We start from the raw sequence: 18,948 nt of genomic DNA on the forward strand, positions 1-18,948 counted from the left end.
TCCATAAGACGAACCATTTCCGCCAGAAACGAATCCTTCGCGGCGGCTGTCGCCTCAATCGTCAGCGGGCCGGTAAGATTGAGCACGCCGGCCTGAACTGCTTCGCCCGGCGCCACGTTTTTCGGCGTGCTTTCGCCTGAGGCCAGCGAGCAGTCGAGATCCGACGTTCCCTGGATGATCTTGCCGTCGACGGGGATCCTCTCACCGGCTGCGATCAACAACCGCATGCCTGGTTCGATCTCGCCGACCGGCAAATAGTCGCGCGCGCCGTCGCTGCGCAGCACCATGGCGCCATGTGCGGCCAACTGGGACAGGCCTTTCACAGCGGTCCGGGCACGTTCGCGCATCACGTGATCCAACGTGCGGCCGATCAACAGGAAGAACAGCAGCGATACCGACGCGTCAAAATAGGCGTGATCGCCATGGTTGATCGTCTCGTAGAGGCTCATGGCGTAGGCGAGCGAAACACCGACCGCGATCGGCACGTCCATATTCATGCGGCCATGGCGCAAAGCATTCCAGGCCGAACGGAAGAAGATGCCGCCGGCGAAGGCGAGGGCAGGAATGGCGATCAGCGCCGAGACCCAGTGAAACAGGTCGCGGGTAGCACCTTCGGCGCCGGACCAGACCGAGACCGAAAGCAGCATGATGTTGCCCGCCGCAAAGCCGGCAACCGCGACCGCGCGGATCAAATCCGATAACGTCCTGTCCTTGTCGCCGACCTCGGAAGGGAAGAGATGCGCCTGGTAGCCTAGCCGCCCAAGCGCGACGACGAACGGTGGGACCTCGTCACCACGCCACCGGACAGAGACCCGTTTCGTCGACAGGTTGACGCGGGCGCTCTCGACGCGATCGAGCTTTCCCAGCGCCGTCTCGATCGTCTGGATGCAGCCTGCGCAATGAACCGTCGGTACTGAAAGATCGGTCTGGTGAAGATCATCGCCAAGCGATCGGCTCGCCAGCCTGATCTCCTGGCTGGACGGCAGGACCGATCCGGTGTTGACCAGATCAAGCGCCATTTCGGCGCCCGGTGCACAACAACTCATTGCAGCGCTCCATTGGAAATCATGATCCGGCGGACGTCGCGATACGGTTTGTCCAGACCGGCGTCGGCGTCGACTTCGACAATCCAGACGCCGTCCTTCGGCATGTGCTGGGCTGCGAATTCCTGGCCCGAGGCGGGTGCGAGGGTGACCGACTTGTCCTCCTTCTCGTACGCGGGATGGCGAAACAGCACCTTGACGCCGTGCAAGGGAACCGGCTTGCCGGCGACGTCGGCGAGGCCATAGCGAACTTCGCCCCATGCGATGGTCAGCTTGCCGGTCCAGCCAAGTGCTGCCTGCGCCCGTCCTTCCTCGGCCTTCTTGTTGAATTGCTGGCTCGCCACATAGGTGTTTTCGACGACGAGGCCAGTCCAGCTTGTGCTGGCGAGCGTTGCCATGGTCAGATTGACTGCGATGACCACGCCGAAAAAGGCCAGGATGATGACCAGCATGTGCCTGCCGGTGAATTCACGAGGCTTTTGTACATTGGCAGTCATCTGAGGGGCTCCGGCGCGTTGAAGGTGGCGGTGTACTCGTTCGACTCAAAGCTGGCTCTGTCCTCGACGCGGAACTTGAAGGTCTGTGCCGGAGCGCGGATCTGGTCCGCCGGCTGGCGAACGAAGACCCTCAGCATTTTCAGGCGGTCGGGTTCGACCGGAATGGCGAAGGAACGGCCTGCGGGGATGTCGTCGCCGACGACGACCATGTCAGCGCCTTCAAGGCCCTGCATGGTTACGACGATCGTCCTCGGCTCGGGGATCATGTTGAGCAGCTTGACGGTATAGCCATTGCGGATGGATCCGTCGGTCAGCGTGACGAACTGGGGATTGCGATCATGCAATACGTTCAGTTCGAGCCGATCGCGCGTCAGCAGCGAATAGAGCAGGCCGAGGCCGATCAGCGACCACAAGCCCATGTAGACGTAGGTGCGCGGCCGAAAGATCTTGCGGATGTGAAAATGCGCCACCTTGTCGGAGAACAGGCCATCAGCGGTCCTGATCAGCGATGGATTGACTGAGCTGGACCCGCCTGCAGTCGCCAGCATCATGTTGGCGTTGTAGTCGGAGAGCGTCGCATAGGCGATCAGCCCACGCTCCTTGCCGAGCTTGTCCATGACGCCGTCACAGGCGTCGATGCAGAGCGCGCAAGTGATGCATTCGAGCTGCTGGCCGTCGCGAATGTCTATCCCCATCGGGCAGACCGCGACACAGGCATTGCAGTCGACGCAGTCGCCCACGGGCTGGCCTGCGGCCAGCACCTTCTTGGCGTGGCGCGAACGCGGTTCGCCGCGCCAGTCATTGTAGGTGACAGTGAGGGAATTTTCATCGAGCATGGCCGCCTGGATGCGGGGCCACGGGCACATATAGGTGCAGACCTGTTCGCGCATCAGACCGCCGAACGTGTAGGTGGTAGCCGTCAGGACGGCGACAGTGATGTAGGCGACGGGCGCCGCAGTGCCGGTGAAGAGCTCGCCGAGCAGCGTCGGTGCATCGGCAAAGTAGAAGATCCAGGCGCCGCCAGTCGCCGCCCCTATGACCAGCCAGATGGTGTGCTTGGACACACGCAGCATGAGCTTGCGCGCGGTCCAGGGACCTGCGTCAAGTTTCATGCGGGCGTTGCGGTCCCCCTCGATCGCACGTTCGACGACGAGGAACAGATCGACCCACACCGTCTGAGGGCATGCATAGCCGCACCAGGCACGGCCGACAGTCGAGGTGATCAGGAAAAGACCGACGCCCGCCATGACCAGGAGGCCGGCCACATAGAAGAATTCCTGGGGCCATATCTCGATGAAGAAGAAGTAGAAGCGCCGGTTCGCGAGATCGAGCAGGACTGCCTGGTCCGGGGCAAATGGACCGCGAGCCCAAGGCAGCCACGCAGCCAGGTAGTAGATGCCAAGTGTGATCGTCATCACCAGCCATTTGAAGCGACGAAAGTTGCCCGAGGCGCGCTTCGGAAAGATCTTTTGACGCGCGGCATAAAGCGGCTTGCGGGTTTTGGCGGAATTGACAGTTTCTGTTTCGAGCCGTGTCAACTGCGTCTTATCACGCATGTGCAACTCCACTTTCCCAGCCAATGTCAGGGGCACCTGTCGTAAAGCCTCGCGGTAGGATAGCCTTGCCGGGTTGTGCAGATCGCATTAGGGATGGTGTCGAGGCCCGGCTCACGCCGGGCCTCGTCCGCTTGGCAGGGGGGACCGAAGAATAGGACTTCCATTCCTATTCTCCGCCGCCAAGCGAATGGACATAAACTGCAAGTTCCTTGACCTTGATCTCGCCGAGACGGCCAACCCAGGCCGGCATGACGCCCTGTTTTGGCGCACGGACCTGTGCGGCGATGGCTGTCTCACCGGATCCATAGAGCCAGATCGCATCGGTCAGGTCGGGGGCGCCGAATTCCCTGTTGCCTTTTGCATTGTCGCCGTGACAGGCGACGCAGTTCTCGGCAAAGACCTTGGCGCCGGGTTGGATCAGACTTGCATCGCGGACCTTGCCGGAAAGGCTGGCCACGTAGGCGCTGACTTGTGCGATCTGGTCGGCGGTAATGATGTCGCCGAAGGCCGGCATTTCCGACAGGCGCGTGTCCGGATCGGATGCGAAGCGGATGCCGTGCGTAATCGTCTGCTGGATCTGCTCGGCCTTGCCGCCCCATAGCCAGTCGTCGTCGTTGAGATTGGGAAAGCCCTTGGAACCTTGGGCGCCGGAGCCGTGACATTGTACGCAATTGACCTTGAAAGCGGCGCCACCGGCGGCGATTGCGAATTCGCGCAGGCCGTCGTCCGCGGAGATCTCCGAGACGCTCTTGGACTCCACCGCCGAGATATATTTGCCCTTGGCGGCCTCAGCCGCAGTCAGCTCGTTCCTGACCTCGTTGCGGCTGGAATAGCCGAGCACACCCTTCGTCGCCGAGTGCAACAGAGGCCATGCTGGATAGGCGATGGTGTAGCCTATCGCCCAGACAATGGTGACGTAAAAGGTGATAACCCACCATCTGGGAAGCGGGTTGTTCAGCTCCCGGATGCCATCCCATTCGTGGCCGGTGGTCGAGACGCCAGAGATTTCATCGATATGCTCGTCGCTCATGATCACTCGTCCTCGAGCGGAATGCGGGCCGCTTCGTCGGCCAGCCTTCGGCTGCCGGGGCGTAGGGCAAAGGCGATGCACCCCACGAAGAACAGCGCCATCGCAACCAGGCCCCAGCTGTCGGCAAACGCCCGCATCAAATTGTAGGTCATCAGCGTTCTCCTCAGCGGTAGCCGGCGGCTTCGTCGTAATTTTTGAAGTCGACCAGTGTGCCAAGCATCTGCAGGTAGGCGAGCAGGGCATCCATTTCGGTGACCTGTTGCGGGTTGCCGTCGAAGTCGCCGATCTTGGCTTTTGGGTAACGCGCCTCAAGGCCTGATGTGTCGGCATTGGGATCGGCCTGCGCCGCCAGATCCGCATTGGCGTGGACGATCATGTCATCGGTGTAAGGGACGGCTACAAGCCTGTTGGCGACCAGATGCGTTGAGAAATCCTTCACGTCGATCGGCGTGTCTTTCAGGAACCCATAGCTCGGCATGATCGATTCCGGCACCACCGAGCGCGGGTCGGTAAGATGCGCGACATGCCATGCATTCGAGTAGCGGTCGCCAACTCTGGCGAGATCCGGCCCGGTGCGCTTCGATCCCCACTGGAAGGGGTGATCGTACATGGACTCGGCAGCTAGGCTGTAGTGGCCATAGCGCTCAACTTCGTCGCGGAACGGCCTGATCATCTGGCTATGACAGAGGTAGCAGCCCTCGCGCATATAGATGTTGCGCCCGACAAGTTCGAGCGGCGAATAGGGGCGCATGCCTTCCACCTTCTCGATCGTATTGTCGAGATAGAAGAGAGGCGCGATCTCGACGATGCCGCCGACCGTCACCACGAGCAGCGAGCCAACGAGAAGAAGCGTGGCGTTCTTCTCGATGATTGCGTGTTTGTCCATCAAGCCCATTACCTGGCTCCTGATCGCGCAGGTCGGATGGCGACGGGGCTCGGCATCGGCTCCTCCTCGCGCTGGTGGCCGAGGATGGTCCTGGTGATGTTCCAGGCCATGATCAGCGCGCCGGAGAGGTACATGGCCCCACCGATGGCGCGCATGACATAGTAGGGGTGCATGGCGGCGACGGTCTCGGCGAAGGAGTAGACCAGGAAGCCCTGCTCGTCGTATTCGCGCCACATCAGGCCCTGCATGACGCCGGATACCCACATCACCGCGGCGTAGACAACGATACCAAGTGTCGCCAGCCAGAAATGCCAGGTGACCAGCCGCAACGAGTAGAGCCGTTGCCGGTTCCAGAGCTTCGGCACCATGTAGTAGATTGCGCCGAACGAGATCATGCCAACCCAGCCGAGCGCGCCCGAATGGACGTGGCCGATCGTCCAGTCGGTATAATGCGACAGCGAATTGACCGCCCGGATCGCCATGATGGGGCCTTCGAAGGTCGACATGCCATAGAAGGCGACGGCCATCACCATCATGCGTATGATCGGATCGGTGCGCAGCTTGTCCCAGGCGCCGGACAGCGTCATCAGGCCGTTGATCATGCCGCCCCAGGACGGCATCCACAGCATGATCGAGAACACCATGCCGAGCGTCTGCGCCCAATCGGGCAAGGCGGTGTAGTGCAGGTGATGCGGCCCGGCCCAGATGTAGAGAAAGATGATCGCCCAGAAATGGACGATCGACAGCCGGTACGAATAGACTGGCCGGTTCGCCTGCTTGGGCACGAAATAATACATCATGCCGAGGAAGCCGGCGGTGAGAAAGAAGCCGACCGCGTTGTGGCCGTACCACCATTGCGTCAAGGCGTCCTGGACCCCTGAAAAGGCGGAGTAGCTCTTGGAGCCCAGGAACGAGACTGGTATGGACAGGTTGTTGACCACATGCAGCATCGCGATGGTGACGATGAACGACAGGTAGAACCAGTTGGCCACGTAGATATGCGGTTCCTTGCGCTTCAGGATCGTGCCAAGGAACAGAATGAGGTAGGCGACCCAGACGATGGTCAGCCAGACATCCACATACCATTCGGGTTCGGCGTACTCGCGGCCCTCGGTGATGCCGAGCAGGTAGCCGGTCGCGGCCATGACGATGAACAGCTGGTAGCCCCAGAAGACGAACCAGGCCAGATCACGGCCGAAGAGGCGGGCGCGGCAGGTGCGCTGCACGACATACAGAGACGTGCAAAGCAGCGCGTTGCCGCCGAAGGCGAAGACGACACCGGATGTGTGCAACGGCCGCAAACGACCGAAATTGAACCAGGGCTGGATGTTGAGATCGGGGTAGGCGAGCTGCAGCGCGATCACCACGCCGACCAGCATGCCGACGACACCCCAGAACACGGTGGCGATCGCGCCGTAGCGGATCGGACCATCCATGTAAGCGGATGGGTCAATCGGAGCTGCTGGCTTGAACTCCGTGTTGCGCAACAGGATCGCAGTGAAACCAGCCACTGCGAAGAACAACACCCACATGTGTCGGCGGAAAGGTTCATCCACGCCGAAGCCGGCGGCCACCAGGGCCGCAAAAGCGAACACGCTTAGAAGGACGATCTCTGTGCCGAATTTCATTGCAGATCCCGATCTCGAATCTGGTGGATGCCAAATCCGCAGCGCACTAATCGCGCAGCCGCCGCCCCCTCGCCCTGATCTATGTCAGGCCGCAAGATTTTGTGTCGGCGGCGCAATCAGCAGGTGGCGAATGAACGAGGAACGCAGCGCGGGCTCACCCCCCTCATGGAAGGCGTTCCCTGGGTTGGGCGGGCGCAGACGCGATCGCTGAGGCGAAAGCTGAGGCCCTGCGCGCGTTGGATGCTATTGCCGATGCCCTGCCAAACGTTGTTCGGATCCCATTGGAAACGAACGCGATCGTTCCGCCGAGCCGTGGCAGATTAAGGACCATGCTTCGCCGGTATGTGCCGAAACACACCTGGCGATTGGTCACGTTCCTATCAAAGCCCGAAAGCTGTTTGTCTCGACCGTGACGCCGCTTCGTCGAAGGCGCGGCAACATCGCATTAAAAGGCAAACACGGCCCGCCCCGGAGTCATGCGACATGGCCTCGCCGCTTAGGGCCGCTCGCGTCCGCCGCCACAGCGCTTCTCCAGACGGCTTATGCTGTCCACCGTCACATGGCGTGCGTTCTCAATCCGAATCACCCCGTCAGCCCGCAATCGCGTCAGTTGGCGGCTCACGGTCTCGTTGGTGATTCCAAGGAAATCAGACATTTCGACACGCGTCAGCGGCAGATCGAAGGACGCCGACCCGGAAGCCGCATCGAGACTGGAATCGATATTCCGGGCCATCATGAGGAGAAAAGTCGCTACCTTTTCCGGAGCTGTCTTGCGCCCCAGCGTCACCATCCACTCGCGCGCCTCATCGAGTTCATTCAGCGTCTGTTTGAGCAGGCGATGCTCGAATTCCCGTGACGCCTTCATCATCCGTTCGACGGCCGCTCGCGGAAACGAACACAGCGTGACTGCTGTTGCCGCTTCCGCATTGATCGAGCTTTCCACCTTGAAAGGACGTCCCAGAAAATCCGGTGCAAACTGGAGACCGACGATCTGCTGGCGCCCATCCGACAGGCTCTTTGATAGCTTTACAACGCCTGAAAGCACGTTGGAGTAGCTGTCGACGTTCTGTGCCTCGCCGGTCAACTCCATTCCTGACTCGATCCGGCGACGCGAGCAAGTCTTGGCGAGCCCAACCAAATTGTCTGGATCGAGCGCACCGCAGACACCGCGACGCCGTGCCTCGCAAGGGAAGCAAAGAACAGGAATGCCGGAACTATGAATGTCTTGCCGAAAGGTCATGCGTTCGCCTTACCCGATCCTAACTGCCGGCAGGATACCCATCCAGGGTAGAGAAATCCTGCGGCGGTTTGTCCATGAGCGCGGCTGATCGAGATCAGGGTCTGCTTCAGCGATGCGTGCAGTGTTCCGGCGGGCAACACGGTGAACGCGAGATGCAATCGGAAATAGCTGTCAAACTCAGCGAGAACGTCCCACGCTACACCAGCTATCCGACGGCGCCGCATTTCCATTCGGGGATCGATGCTGCCATTTACCGTGGCTGGTTGGAGACGCTGGAAAGCGGCGACGAAATCTCGCTGTACCTGCACATTCCTTACTGCGACAAGCTCTGCTGGTTCTGCGCCTGCCACACCAAGCAGACGCACCAATATGAGCCGGTGGCCGCTTATCTGCGCTCGCTGAATGCCGAAATCGTCACGATTGCCGGTCTGCTGAGCGGCAAGGCACATGTCCGTGCAATCCACTTCGGTGGCGGTTCGCCAACTATTCTGAGGCCCGATGATATGGTTGCTCTTGGAGCGGCCTTGCGGGACAGCTTCGACTTTCTCCCGGATGCTACGGTCAGCATCGAAATCGAAACCAACGACATGGACAAGGCGCGCCTTGATGCACTTGCTCAAATCGGCGTAACCCGGGCGAGCCTCGGCGTGCAGGATTTCGATCCGCAAGTGCAAAAAGCAATTAATCGTGAGCAGAGTTTTTTGCAGACCAAGGCAGTCGTCGACGGGGTTCGTTCGCGGGGCGTCGAATCGGTCAATCTGGACCTGCTCTACGGGCTCCCGAATCAGACACGCGAGACGATCTGTTCCACGGTGGCGCAGGCACTGACCTTGGAGCCAGACCGGATGGCCCTGTTCGGCTACGCACATGTGCCCTGGTTCAAGAAGCATCAGACGATGATCGACGAGGCATGGCTGCCGAGTCCCACTGAGCGTTTCGCCCAATCTCAACTCGCGGCGCGGGCAATTGTCGCCAAGGGATATGAGGCAATAGGACTCGATCATTTCGCGAAGCCCGACGATGCGCTGGCCATAGCGGCCCGCGCAGGGGTTTTGCATCGCAATTTTCAGGGCTACACTGAGGATCGCTGCCCGACACTGATCGGACTTGGCCCTTCGTCCATCGGTCGTTTTCGCCAAGGCTACGTGCAAAACATGGCTTCGACTGCCGGGTACGGGCGCATGGTTGCGGATGGCGGGTTGGCTGCCGTCCGCGGCGTTGCCCTTTCCGACGACGATCGCGTCCGTGGCTGGATCATCGAGCGGCTGATGTGTGATTTTGCCTTCTCGGCAGTCGATCTGGTGGAGCGGTTCGGCAAAGCCGGCGAGCAGCTCCTTCATCGCTCGAGGTCCATCGCACTCCACGATCCTGCCCGAGCGCTTGAATTCGATGGTGACAGTTTCCTCGTACGGACTGAAAGTCGCCCCTTCATTCGAACCATCGCGGCCAAGTTCGATACATATTTCAAAGGGGGAACGGCGAGGCACTCGGTGGCGGTCTGAGCAAAGCACAGTGCGCTCGCCGTTTGGTCGATCGGCGAACCAGCTGCGTTCGTTTTGACCGCTCATAGGCGACTACCGCATCAAATCGAAAATGCAAACTTAGGCTGTTGCGCGGTATCTCCTTCCACATCCTCTCTTGCGCATACCTACATTCCAAGGGGTTTGATCCTATGCTTCGCGAGGAGCAGGTAGGTCGCGACAGCTAGGCAATGTTCCAGCTGCCCTAGCGGAGGAGTCACGATTTTCCGGCAAGCTCCGTCGGCAGACGTTCTTTTCTGGCCCTGGCAAAGGCTCGGTCGCCTTCCAGAAACGCCGCCAGCATGAAAGGGATGAGTTCTGCCACGGTTTCAGACTGACCATAGGTCTGACGGTAAAGTGCAGCATACTCCTTGAGTGTTTGGCTCAGCTCCGCGCTGACGGTAATGGTGATCTTCGAAGCTGTTCGGTCCGGAAGTTTTCCAAGTTTCAGGTCAGCCATGATAACTCCTGCTCAACTGGCGTATGGCCGCAGCACGATGTCCTTGTGCACGATGACGCGCAGTGGCCAACCTGGGCGGACGACGATGGTGGGCTGGATATTGAGGTTTTTTTCGGTGATGCGCTGGCCGGCTCGACTGGCGTTCTGCTGGGCTGATTCCCGGATCGCCTTGACCAGATCGCTCTCGTTTTCGCCGAGGCTGAATTCTGTGCCGACACCGAGCAATGTGGCAAGCGCCACTCCCTTGATCATCTGCCAAGTGTGGAAATCGACTTTGTCTTCCAGCCCTGCGTAGCCGGCGGTGTCGCTCGCGGGCAGATTGTCGATTTCGGCCGACGAGCCGTCGGGCAGCAGAATGCGCTGCCAGACCAGCAGCGCTCGCTTTTGCCCGAACGCGACGACGCTGTCGTAGACGCCGATAAGACGTGAGCCCTGCGGAATCAGCAATATGTTGCCCGTGACCGTGTCGTGCACATTTTCGGTGACTTGCGCGACGACAAGGCCCGGCAAATCGGAATTGATGCCGGTGATCAGGCTGGCGGCAATCACGCTGCCAGCCATCAGTTGATATGGCGAGATCGGCGTCTGAAGCGCATGCGGATTGTAGATCCCGCCAGTGCTCCGCTGGCTGAGAAAATCAAGCTTTCGCTGCTGATTGTTCTGGTCGCCTTCCGCCGCCGCCACCGAGGCTGACGCGCGTCCTGCTTCGGATTGGGGAAGCGCCTCAAATGGATGCTGAGCAGTTTGCACGCTCTCTCCGACATCTGTCTGTTGAGCTCGATTTTCGACGCGGAAAAGCACCCGCGATTCACGCGCTTCGATCGCCTGCTGCGCTAGACGCTGCTCCTCGGCCGAGATGTCTTGGCCCGGCACGATGCCGAGCTGGCGCTGCCGCTCGAGGATGGGGCGGCCGAGGTCGCCCGGCAAAGGTAGCCCAAGGACGGGAGGCTTTGGCTTCATGCCGGAATAGTCATGGGGAAGCGTATCGAGTCCCTCGGCGGTTGGTTTGCGCTCAGTGTTGTAGAGATCTTCCGCCTGATCCCTGATGCGAAGGGCCGGCCCCTGGAGGGCGATCATGGTAACGCCGAAGACAGCGCCGGATCCGAGCGCTGCGATAGCGATGATCACACCGCGCCTGAACCGCACCACGCGGCGGGGAGAGGCCCGAAGCTGCAGTTCCTCGGGATCCAGTTTCGGCGGGATGCCAGAGCGGGAATTTTCGATCATGAGCCCTCACCTCGCCGGCTGCCGCGAAAGAGCGAGATCCGCCGTTGCGGTTGCCTGCCGTCAATCCTGCTGATGCGGATCACCTGCTGCCGCTTGGTGCCGAGGCGAAGTTCGGCCGCGGCGAAGAGCCGATCGACGATGTAATAGTTGCCGCGCACGCGATAGTTGACGAGCTCGCTGCTCCCATCTGCGCCGACGATGAAGAGTGGTGGCGCCTCGCCCTGATCTATGCGACGAGGGAACTCAATATAGACCTTGCTGCCGTCGTCGAAGGCTCGCGTCGGTCTCCAGGGCGGTGTGTCGCCACTGATTGAGTAGCGAAAGCGAAGGTTTTCGAGCGCGATGTTCGACGCGACCGGTGTAACTGCCTCGGCTTGAGCATTGCGCTGGCGAAGCGCGATGATCTGGTCTTGGCTGTAGGTCCAGGAGATTGCCGCCATTGCGGTCTTCTCGGTGCTTTGAAGCTGCAAATGATAGGTCCGCCGGTCCGTCGTAATGACGACATTGGTGGCAAGACCCGGCGCGAAGGGTTTTACCAGAACATGGGTGCGCTGATTGTCACCGGTGCCGCTTGCGGTATCGCCAATGACCCAGCGCACGGTGTCGCCAGCCGACACGGCGGTTAGTTTCTCGCCCGGCTGCAGAGCGATGTCGGTCACGCGCTCCGGCGCGGCATAGAGTTGATAAAGCGCGCCATCGGTGAAGGGGTAGACTTGCACTGCATTAACATACCCGTACTTGGTGGGTTGCTGGGTCGCGGCTTTGTTGGCATCAGCGACGCGTTCTTCAGGAGGGCGCTTGTCCTCGGCCTTGCCGGGCTCGGGCTGCATTTGGCCAGGCAGCGGCAGTGGTTTTGGCACCTCGACAATTCTAATCGGCCTCTCCGGCGCTTTTTCGATCGCGGCCGGTTTGAAGTCGGCAGCGTCATAGGAAATCTCAGGCGGCGGCACCTTCTTCGATGCACAAGCGGAAACGACCGCTGCCGACACCGATAGGATCAGCACGGCACGAATCGGTGACATTTTACCTTTCATTGGTGGACTCCGTCGGAGAAAGGGGGGCTGGGACGGCGCTGTCGAGCTCGCGTGACCAGTCAATGGCATTGATGAAGACGCCGAGCGGATTCTTGCGCAGCTGATCCGTATTGCTTGGCGAGCGGATCACGATCGTGAGGATCGCAGTCCAGCGCATCGTGCTGGCAAGGCTTCCGCGCTCAAACACCTGCTCGGTCCATTTGACCTGGAATGAACTTTCGGAGGCTCTGACCACGCTGGTGACCTGTACCGAAACACTGCGCGTTCCGATCTGACCGAAGGGGTCGTTCGCCTTGGCGTATTCGTTGAGGAAGAGCGCTGCGCGATCGCTAGCAAAGTCGTACGCTGCCAACCAGTTCTGCCGAACCAAAACCGGATCGGTGGAAACGGAACGGACATTCTGGATGAAGCGGCCGAGATGCCAGGCGATCTGAGCATCCGAGGGCTCATAATTCCGGACCGCCGGCGCGACGGCGCGCGTCTCGCCGAAGCCATCGACCTCGACGACATAAGGCACGACACGGCTTTGCATCGACTGCCATACGAGTCCGCCGGAAAGCCCGGTCGCCAAGGCCAGGCAGCCAAGGGCCATGATCCGCCAGTTCCTGGCCTGCAGTCGAGATGAGCCGATGCGCTCGTCCCACAGTTGGGCGGCTTTTTGATACGGCGTGACCGGTTCGGGTGTTTTGCCGTAACGGTGCACGGGTCGCTTGAAGAGCATCTAGTCATCCTTGTCGTTGAGAGAGGGGTTGGCGCTGCCTCCCGGCCGGTCTCCGTCTCGGACAGCTTGCATGGCAGCGTGGCGATTTGCCCGGGCGGTCTGTTCAGAACGTAGGCGCCTTGCCCACGTCGGCGCCGAAACAGTGGCCGAACCGGCAGAGCGTTCGGTCATTGACGCTGTCGGCGCGCCGCCGGTCGCGGTCCACGCGGCATCGCGCCCGGCATCGGCGTTGCGCCCAACACTTGCAGTGGCGGATCGCGCTATGCGTATAGCGGCGCCGCCAGCTGCACTGGTTACACCATGCATTCCAGCAGCCACACCGGAGAGGCCAGCGTCGGGCGAGGTTGCGCGCCCGATCTGCCATGACGTGGAAGCAGCCGATCCCATTGTTGTGCCGGCTCGGATGGCGGCGAGACCGCCGCTGGTTGCCATACGCGCGCCAGCAAATGCTGTGCCTCCAGCAACGAGTGATACACCCGCTGCCGCCGCGGTCGTGCCGAGGGCGGCGCCCGCCCCAAGCTGCGGTGCGCCTGAGACAAGACCCGACGCGATCCCCGGCCCAAAAATGCCAAGGCCAAGCAGTGCCAGTGCGCCCAGTACCTGGGACATGGCACCGGCAAGATCCGGCTCCTTGCCTTGCAATGCGGAAGCGAACTCCCCGAAGAGCGTGGAGCCGATACCGACAATGACGGCGAGCACCATCACCTTGATGCCTGACGAGATAACATGGCCGAGCACGCGTTCGGCCAGGAACGCTGAACGGTTCCAAAGTGCGAATGGAACCAAAACAAAACCTGCCAGCGTGGTGAGCTTGAACTCTAGGATGGTGATGAAAAGCTGGATGGAAAGGATGAAGAAGGCGATGATAACCAGGAACCAGGCCATCAGCAGCACGAAGATGGTCAGTGCGTTGCCGAAGATTTCCGGGAAGCCCAGGAGCTGACTGGCTTGGTCAAGCATTGGCCAAGCACCTTCGAAACCGGTCGCGGCAATGCGGCCCGGGCGCAAGAGATTGTCTGCCGACAGATTGCCGGCCGACGCCTTAATCCCGAGACCGGCAAAAGAACGATAAACGATATCGGCGAGGTTCTTGAAATTGTTCAGAATGAAGGCGAAGACGCCAACATAGAGCACCTTGCGGACAAGCCGGCCGAGAACGCTGGTTTCGTCGCCGAGCGCCCACGCCAGGCCGGCAAGTGTGATGTCAATGCCGATCAGAATGGTAGTGAGGAAGGCGAGGTCGCCCGATAGCAGACCGAACCCGCTGTCGATGTAGCGGATGAAGGTCTCCATGAAGCGATCGATGACGCCAAGGTCGTTCATGCCGCTGCCTTTCTCGTCGTGATGAACTCGTGATTAATTGCCGGGATAAGCCGAGCCGGTACCCAAGAACCGCTTCGTCATCTCGCGGGCGGCTTCGTCTGACTGGGCCTTGCGGGCGGCATCCTCGGCCTCAGCTCGAAACTGCGTTGCGAGCAGCGTCTGGATCTGCATCTGCTGTTTTGTCGAAAGCGCCATCAGCTGGTTGGTGGCCTGGCTTGCCTGAAGCGCACCGGCCGCCCCTTGGCTGCGGTTGACGAGATCGGCGAGCAGATCGCCGTCGGCGCGGACGTTCTCGACGATTTGCGACTGGACACCCATGGTCTGGCGGAACGCCTGCATGGCGGTTTGCCAACGCTCCCGCGCAGCACTCGCCACATCGCTGACTTTGATCGTGGCGTCGTAGCTTTCCGGATATTGGCTGCGCCACTGGTCTTGAAGCTTGCCCAGATCAAAGCTGAGGCCACTCGCCTGGTCCATCAAGCCGTCGATGCGATGGAGCGAACCGGTGAGTTGGCCAACGGAAGAGAAATCCAGACGCTGAAGATTGCGCGCCATGTTCTGCAGCATGGTCGCCTGATTCTGCAGCGACTGGATTTGGTTGTTGATCTGCTCCAATGCGCGCGCGGCCGTCAGCACGTTCTGCGCATAATTGGACGGATCGAACACGATAAGGGCGTACGCGGGCTGCACATAGTCGGCCATAGGCTTGGCGATCAGGGAAACGGTGATCAGGCCGGAGAGAAGGCGTCGCCGCATCATGAGAATTGCTCCTTGTCTGGTTGAGGGAATTGCTTGAGAAGTTCGCCGGCCCAATCGAGGCCGCGCGCGATCAGGAACTGCGAGGCAAAGCTGCCTTGCCCGTCTTCGGACATGATCCTGTCGATCAGAGTCTGCGTGGCCGGATCGGAAGCACCGCAAAGCGCAAGAGCGATGGGGCCAAGCTCGAGCTCGAACAGACGGTTGCCGCGGCGCGATTGCAGATAATACTGACGCTTCGGCGTGGCGCGGGCGATCAATTCGATCTGCCGCTCGCTTAAACCGAAGCGCTCGTAGGCTGTGCGCGCCTGGGGTTCCACGGCACGATCATTGGGAAGGAAAATGCGCTGCGGGCAGCTTTCGATGATTGCCGGCGCTATGCCAGAGCCCGCGATATCAGCCAGCGACTGCGTAGCGAAGACAACCGACACGTTCTTCTTTCGCAGCACCTTCAGCCATTCGCGGATGCGGGCGGCGAACAGCGGATTGTCGAGATAGACCCACGCCTCGTCGAGCATGATCAGCGTGGGCCGTCCGTCGAACCGTTCCTCAAGTCGCTGGAACAGATAGGTAAGCACCGGCAGCAAAGCGCCTTGGCTGTGCATTAACTCCTCGGTCTCGAAACACTGCACATCCGACAAGGCCAGCCCATCATGATCGGCATCGAGCAGGCGGCCGAAGGGACCGTCGAGCGTGTAGGGCATCAATGCGGTCTTCAGCGCATTGGATTGAAGCAGGACCGAAAGACCGGTCAGTGTGCGTTCCTGCGCCGGCGCGGTGGCAAGGCTGGCCAGCGCTGACCAAATAGCCTCCTTCACCTCCGGCGTGACGGTGACGTTCTCGTGGGCAACAAGGCTGGCGATCCATTCGGCCGCCCAGCTTCGGCTAGCCTGGTCGTTGATGCTGCGCAGTGGCTGAAAGGCAAGGGAACCGTCCGCTCCTAGCGCGTGGTGTTCTCCACCCATGGCAAGTGTTGCAGCACGGGCCGAATTGCCTTTGTCGAAGACATAAACCTGGGCGCCGGCATAGCGCCTGAACTGCAGAGCAATCAGAGCAAGCAGAACCGACTTGCCGGCGCCGGTCGGACCAACAACCAGCATGTGGCCGACATCTTCGACGTGGGTGGAAAGCCGAAACGGTGTCGACCCACTGGTCTCGGCAACGAAAAGCGGTGGCGCTTCGGTTTGGGTGACTTTCGCGAGATGCTCGTTTGTCGCAGGACCGGCCCAAACCGACGACAGCGGCATGAGATGGGCAAGGTTCAATGTATGAACGAGCGGTTGGCGAACGTTAGCGTAGACATGGCCAGGCAATGAGCCGAGCCAAGCCTCGACCGCATTGACGCCTTCTCGGATCGTGGTGAAGCCGAGCCCATTGATGATGCGCTCGACCGCGCGAAGCTTCTCTGCAGCGGCTTGGCGATCCTCGCCCCACACCGTCACGGTGGTGGTGAGATAGCCGAAACTCACATGATCACCGCCCAATGCCTGAAGGGCTTCGTCGGCATCGAGCGCCTTGTTGTCGGCATCGTTATCGACAAGCGGGACCGGCTCGTTGGTAATGACCTCGCGTAGGATTGCCACGATCGATTTGCGCTTGGCAAACCACTGCCGGCGCAATCGCGTCAGCGTCTTCGTGGCTTCCGTTTTCTCGAGCGGAATGAAGCGCGTCATCCAGCGATAGGCGAAATCCTGATGATTGAGGGTATCGAGGATTCCGGGCCGGGTGAGGTTCGGAAAGCCGAGGATGGTCAGTGTGCGAAGATGCTGCTCACCCAGCATCGGCTCCAGGCCACCGGTAAGCGGCGCATCGACCAGGATTGCATCCAGATATATCGGCGTTTCCGGGGCCATGATAGGATGGCGACGAGGCGAAATCGTGCCGTGGAGGTAGGTCAACGTCTGAGCATCATCGAGGACGCGTACTTCGGACATGAAACCCGAGAAGAGATCGAGCACGCGGTTGGTCTCGTCACGGAACCTCGCCAGATCCTGGCGCCAGTCTCTTTCTCCTCGGGAATAATGAGAGTCGACGAGCGCGCTTTCTGCGCGCGCCTGGGCGTCCGGCGGTGGCATAAACACCAAGGTCAGATGATAGCGGCTCTCGTAGTGCGCTACCTTCCCCTCGAAAGCAGCGCGGCGTTCTTCGTCGACCAGCCACGACGCGGCGTCAGGAAAATGCGAGTTCGGATAGCCCAGCGCTTCTGTGCGCTCGGCCTCAAAGAACAATGCCCAGCCAGAGCCAAGGCGTCTGAGAGCATTGTTCGCCCGGGCGCAAATGCCGACGAGTTCAGCCTCCGTCGCACTTTCGAGATCCGGGCCGCGGAACCGCAACGTCCGCTGAAAGCTGCCGTCCTTGTTGAGCACGATGCCGGGCGCCACCAAGGCAGCCCAGGGTAGATGGTCGGCAAGCCGGTCGGCTTTGCTTCGATATTCCGAAAGGTTCAGCATGCAAGCCACCCCTTCAGACGTAGGTGGCGCACAAGCACGCTGGCGAAGTCCGGATCGCGTCTTGCGGCAAACACCGCTAACGAGTGGCCTGCGATCCAAAGCACCAGACCAGCAATCCATTGCTGCAAGCCGAAGCCAATGGCCGCGGCCACTGTACCGTTGAGGATCGCCACCGCGCGCGGAGCCCCGCCGAGCAGGATCGGCTCGGTCAGCGCCCGGTGGACCGGTACTGCGAAGCCCTCGATATGCTGCTCCCCGGCGGCCATCAGACGAGCGCCCCACCACCGAAGGAGAAGAAGGAGAGGAAGAAGCTCGATGCCGCGAAGGCGATTGACAGACCGAAGACGATCTGAATCAGGCGCCGAAAACCACCGGCGGTGTCGCCGAAGGCAAGCGTCAGGCCGGTGGTGATAATGATGATCACCGCAACGATCTTGGCGACCGGTCCCTGCACGGACTCCAGGATCTGCTGCAGCGGCTGCTCCCACGGCATGCCGGAGCCGGCGGCATAAACCGGGGCCGTGTTAAGAAACGCGAGCGCTGTGGACGAAAGAAAGCGAAGCTTCTTGCGCATGAGGAAGGCCTTTCAAAGCTGCTGGAGTTGCGAAAGCGTGAGCGGGGCAACGGCGTAATCGCCGCTGCCGTCGAGACCGGTGACCTCGGCGATTGCGTCGATGTGGCGCGACGAGCCGCGTCCCGCTATGAAGACGATCAGATCTATCGCCTCAGCGATGAGCCGGCGGGGAACGGTGACCACCGCTTCCTGGGCGAGTTGCTCAATGCGATAGAGAGCCGAGCGCGCGGAATTGGCGTGTACGGTAGCGATGCCGCCTGGGTGCCCGGTGTTCCATGCCTTCAGCATGTCGAGCGCTTCCGCGCCCCTCACCTCGCCCACGATGATGCGGTCCGGCCTGAGCCTCAGCGTCGAGCGCACGAGATCGGCAAGGGTGACCGAGCCCCGCCTTGTTCTCAGGGCAACGCAGTCCCTGGCCGCGCACTGCAGTTCGCGTGTGTCCTCGATCAGGATCACCCGATCGTCGCATTCGGCGACTTCAGCCAGCAGAGCGTTGGCGAGTGTTGTCTTCCCCGAGGAAGTGCCGCCGGCGATCAGCATGTTGCGCCGCTCGCGGACGGCCTTTTTCAGCGCATCGGCCTGCAGCGGCAGCATGATGCGTTCGGCAACATAGTCGGCCAGGGTGTAGACTTTCGCGGCGGGCTTGCGGATGGCAAAACATGGCGCCAACACCACAGGTGGCAGCAGGCCTTCGAAGCGTTCGCCAGACGGCAATTCGGCACTGACGATCGGGTTGTCGGCGTGCGCCTCGGCGCGCACGTGCGAAGCAACCAGGCGGATGATACGTTCTGCCTCGGACGGGTGCATGTGAACGTCGGTATCGACCCGACCTTCGCCTAACCGGTCGAGTCGCAGCGCGCCGTCGGGATTGACCATCACCTCGATGACGGACGGATCGGCCAGGGCTTCGGTGATTGCCGGACCCATGGCGGTGCGCAGCATGACACGCCGCCGGTGGTCGGCCTCGGGATGAGAGCTCATCCTTCCCCTCCCCCACCATTGT

At 61.0% G+C, this 18,948-nt stretch carries 19 protein-coding genes; 1 reads left to right on the forward strand and 18 read right to left on the reverse strand.

What is annotated here, in order from left to right; all coding sequences use genetic code 11:
* From EOA32_RS16690 to EOA32_RS16725, 8 genes are all read right to left on the reverse strand, one after another.
* Nucleotides 1–1,046, reverse strand: a 1,046-nt coding sequence (locus tag EOA32_RS16690; protein ID WP_145971307.1) for a heavy metal translocating P-type ATPase, incomplete at its 3' end; no start/stop codon positions are given.
* Complete coding sequence (locus EOA32_RS16695) at nt 1,043–1,540, reverse strand: FixH family protein (RefSeq protein ID WP_126057792.1); 498 nt, start codon at nt 1,538–1,540, stop codon at nt 1,043–1,045. The genes EOA32_RS16695 and EOA32_RS16690, both read right to left, overlap by 4 nt.
* The gene (gene ccoG, locus EOA32_RS16700) at nt 1,537–3,096 is read right to left on the reverse strand and encodes a cytochrome c oxidase accessory protein CcoG (protein ID WP_126057791.1); all 1,560 of its coding nucleotides are present in this window, start codon (nt 3,094–3,096) and stop codon (nt 1,537–1,539) included. Before ccoG ends, EOA32_RS16695 begins: the two co-directional genes overlap by 4 nt.
* A gap of 166 nt (nt 3,097–3,262) precedes the next feature.
* Nucleotides 3,263–4,126 (reverse strand): cytochrome-c oxidase, cbb3-type subunit III, encoded by an 864-nt coding sequence (ccoP, locus tag EOA32_RS16705; RefSeq protein ID WP_126057790.1) that lies wholly within the window; start codon nt 4,124–4,126, stop codon nt 3,263–3,265.
* Nucleotides 4,127–4,128: 2 nt separating this feature from the next.
* Nucleotides 4,129–4,278, reverse strand: coding sequence for a cbb3-type cytochrome c oxidase subunit 3 (locus EOA32_RS16710; protein WP_024502864.1), 150 nt, complete (start codon nt 4,276–4,278; stop codon nt 4,129–4,131).
* An 11-nt stretch (nt 4,279–4,289) separates the two neighbouring features.
* Nucleotides 4,290–5,021, reverse strand: a complete 732-nt coding sequence (ccoO, locus tag EOA32_RS16715) for a cytochrome-c oxidase, cbb3-type subunit II (RefSeq protein ID WP_126057789.1) — start codon at nt 5,019–5,021, stop codon at nt 4,290–4,292.
* A complete protein-coding gene (gene ccoN, locus EOA32_RS16720) occupies nt 5,021–6,640 on the reverse strand; it encodes a cytochrome-c oxidase, cbb3-type subunit I (RefSeq protein ID WP_126057788.1) in 1,620 nt (539 codons plus the stop codon). The genes ccoO and ccoN overlap by 1 nt, the downstream gene beginning before the upstream one ends.
* A 496-nt stretch (nt 6,641–7,136) precedes the next feature.
* Nucleotides 7,137–7,880, reverse strand: a complete 744-nt coding sequence (locus tag EOA32_RS16725; RefSeq protein WP_126057787.1) for a Crp/Fnr family transcriptional regulator — start codon at nt 7,878–7,880, stop codon at nt 7,137–7,139.
* A 152-nt stretch (nt 7,881–8,032) separates the two neighbouring features.
* On the opposite strand from EOA32_RS16725, the gene hemN reads away from it, so the two are divergent.
* Entirely contained in the window at nt 8,033–9,382 is a 1,350-nt protein-coding gene (gene hemN / locus EOA32_RS16730; RefSeq protein ID WP_126059321.1) for an oxygen-independent coproporphyrinogen III oxidase, read from the forward strand.
* Nucleotides 9,383–9,617: 235 nt separating this feature from the next.
* Here the strand turns inward: hemN and EOA32_RS16735 are convergent, their stop codons facing one another.
* The 10 genes from EOA32_RS16735 to trbB are packed head-to-tail and all read right to left on the reverse strand — an operon-like array spanning nt 9,618 to nt 18,926.
* Nucleotides 9,618–9,860, reverse strand: a complete 243-nt coding sequence (locus EOA32_RS16735) for a DUF2274 domain-containing protein (protein ID WP_126057786.1) — start codon at nt 9,858–9,860, stop codon at nt 9,618–9,620.
* Nucleotides 9,861–9,872: 12 nt separating this feature from the next.
* Entirely contained in the window at nt 9,873–11,087 is a 1,215-nt protein-coding gene (locus EOA32_RS16740) for a TrbI/VirB10 family protein (protein WP_126057785.1), read from the reverse strand.
* The gene (gene trbG, locus EOA32_RS16745; protein ID WP_127232321.1) at nt 11,084–12,109 is read right to left on the reverse strand and encodes a P-type conjugative transfer protein TrbG; all 1,026 of its coding nucleotides are present in this window, start codon (nt 12,107–12,109) and stop codon (nt 11,084–11,086) included. The genes EOA32_RS16740 and trbG overlap by 4 nt, the downstream gene beginning before the upstream one ends.
* 1 nt (nt 12,110) lies before the next feature.
* Nucleotides 12,111–12,842: a conjugal transfer protein TrbF gene (gene trbF / locus EOA32_RS16750; RefSeq protein WP_126063930.1), complete on the reverse strand. Its 732-nt coding sequence runs from the start codon at nt 12,840–12,842 to the stop codon at nt 12,111–12,113.
* A complete protein-coding gene (gene trbL / locus EOA32_RS16755) occupies nt 12,843–14,165 on the reverse strand; it encodes a P-type conjugative transfer protein TrbL (RefSeq protein WP_126057783.1) in 1,323 nt (440 codons plus the stop codon).
* Between the two features lie 33 nt (nt 14,166–14,198).
* Nucleotides 14,199–14,924, reverse strand: a complete 726-nt coding sequence (gene trbJ, locus EOA32_RS16760; protein ID WP_024502854.1) for a P-type conjugative transfer protein TrbJ — start codon at nt 14,922–14,924, stop codon at nt 14,199–14,201.
* Nucleotides 14,921–17,371, reverse strand: coding sequence for a conjugal transfer protein TrbE (trbE, locus tag EOA32_RS16765; RefSeq protein ID WP_126057782.1), 2,451 nt, complete (start codon nt 17,369–17,371; stop codon nt 14,921–14,923). Before trbE ends, trbJ begins: the two co-directional genes overlap by 4 nt.
* A complete protein-coding gene (locus EOA32_RS16770; RefSeq protein WP_024502852.1) occupies nt 17,365–17,637 on the reverse strand; it encodes a VirB3 family type IV secretion system protein in 273 nt (90 codons plus the stop codon). The genes trbE and EOA32_RS16770 overlap by 7 nt, the downstream gene beginning before the upstream one ends.
* On the reverse strand, nt 17,637–17,945 hold the full coding sequence (locus tag EOA32_RS16775; protein WP_126057781.1) for a TrbC/VirB2 family protein: 309 nt from the start codon (nt 17,943–17,945) through the stop codon (nt 17,637–17,639). The genes EOA32_RS16770 and EOA32_RS16775 overlap by 1 nt, the downstream gene beginning before the upstream one ends.
* 12 nt (nt 17,946–17,957) lie before the next feature.
* Complete coding sequence (gene trbB, locus EOA32_RS16780; RefSeq protein WP_024502850.1) at nt 17,958–18,926, reverse strand: P-type conjugative transfer ATPase TrbB; 969 nt, start codon at nt 18,924–18,926, stop codon at nt 17,958–17,960.
* Between the last annotated feature and the right edge of the window lie 22 nt (nt 18,927–18,948).

Origin of the sequence: Mesorhizobium sp. M1A.F.Ca.ET.072.01.1.1, assembly GCF_004023325.1 — a bacterium.
GTDB lineage: Bacteria > Pseudomonadota > Alphaproteobacteria > Rhizobiales > Rhizobiaceae > Mesorhizobium.

Coding starts and splice junctions, on each gene's coding strand:
- EOA32_RS16695 (WP_126057792.1), bottom strand. CDS start 1,540: ATGACTGCCAATGTACAAAAGCCTCGTGAATTCACCGGCAGGCACATG.
- ccoG (WP_126057791.1), bottom strand. CDS start 3,096: ATGCGTGATAAGACGCAGTTGACACGGCTCGAAACAGAAACTGTCAAT.
- ccoP (WP_126057790.1), bottom strand. CDS start 4,126: ATGAGCGACGAGCATATCGATGAAATCTCTGGCGTCTCGACCACCGGC.
- EOA32_RS16710 (WP_024502864.1), bottom strand. CDS start 4,278: ATGACCTACAATTTGATGCGGGCGTTTGCCGACAGCTGGGGCCTGGTT.
- ccoO (WP_126057789.1), bottom strand. CDS start 5,021: ATGGGCTTGATGGACAAACACGCAATCATCGAGAAGAACGCCACGCTT.
- ccoN (WP_126057788.1), bottom strand. CDS start 6,640: ATGAAATTCGGCACAGAGATCGTCCTTCTAAGCGTGTTCGCTTTTGCG.
- EOA32_RS16725 (WP_126057787.1), bottom strand. CDS start 7,880: ATGACCTTTCGGCAAGACATTCATAGTTCCGGCATTCCTGTTCTTTGC.
- hemN (WP_126059321.1), top strand. CDS start 8,033: ATGCAATCGGAAATAGCTGTCAAACTCAGCGAGAACGTCCCACGCTAC.
- EOA32_RS16735 (WP_126057786.1), bottom strand. CDS start 9,860: ATGGCTGACCTGAAACTTGGAAAACTTCCGGACCGAACAGCTTCGAAG.
- EOA32_RS16740 (WP_126057785.1), bottom strand. CDS start 11,087: ATGATCGAAAATTCCCGCTCTGGCATCCCGCCGAAACTGGATCCCGAG.
- trbG (WP_127232321.1), bottom strand. CDS start 12,109: ATGTCACCGATTCGTGCCGTGCTGATCCTATCGGTGTCGGCAGCGGTC.
- trbF (WP_126063930.1), bottom strand. CDS start 12,842: ATGCTCTTCAAGCGACCCGTGCACCGTTACGGCAAAACACCCGAACCG.
- trbL (WP_126057783.1), bottom strand. CDS start 14,165: ATGAACGACCTTGGCGTCATCGATCGCTTCATGGAGACCTTCATCCGC.
- trbJ (WP_024502854.1), bottom strand. CDS start 14,924: ATGATGCGGCGACGCCTTCTCTCCGGCCTGATCACCGTTTCCCTGATC.
- trbE (WP_126057782.1), bottom strand. CDS start 17,371: ATGCTGAACCTTTCGGAATATCGAAGCAAAGCCGACCGGCTTGCCGAC.
- EOA32_RS16770 (WP_024502852.1), bottom strand. CDS start 17,637: ATGGCCGCCGGGGAGCAGCATATCGAGGGCTTCGCAGTACCGGTCCAC.
- EOA32_RS16775 (WP_126057781.1), bottom strand. CDS start 17,945: ATGCGCAAGAAGCTTCGCTTTCTTTCGTCCACAGCGCTCGCGTTTCTT.
- trbB (WP_024502850.1), bottom strand. CDS start 18,926: ATGAGCTCTCATCCCGAGGCCGACCACCGGCGGCGTGTCATGCTGCGC.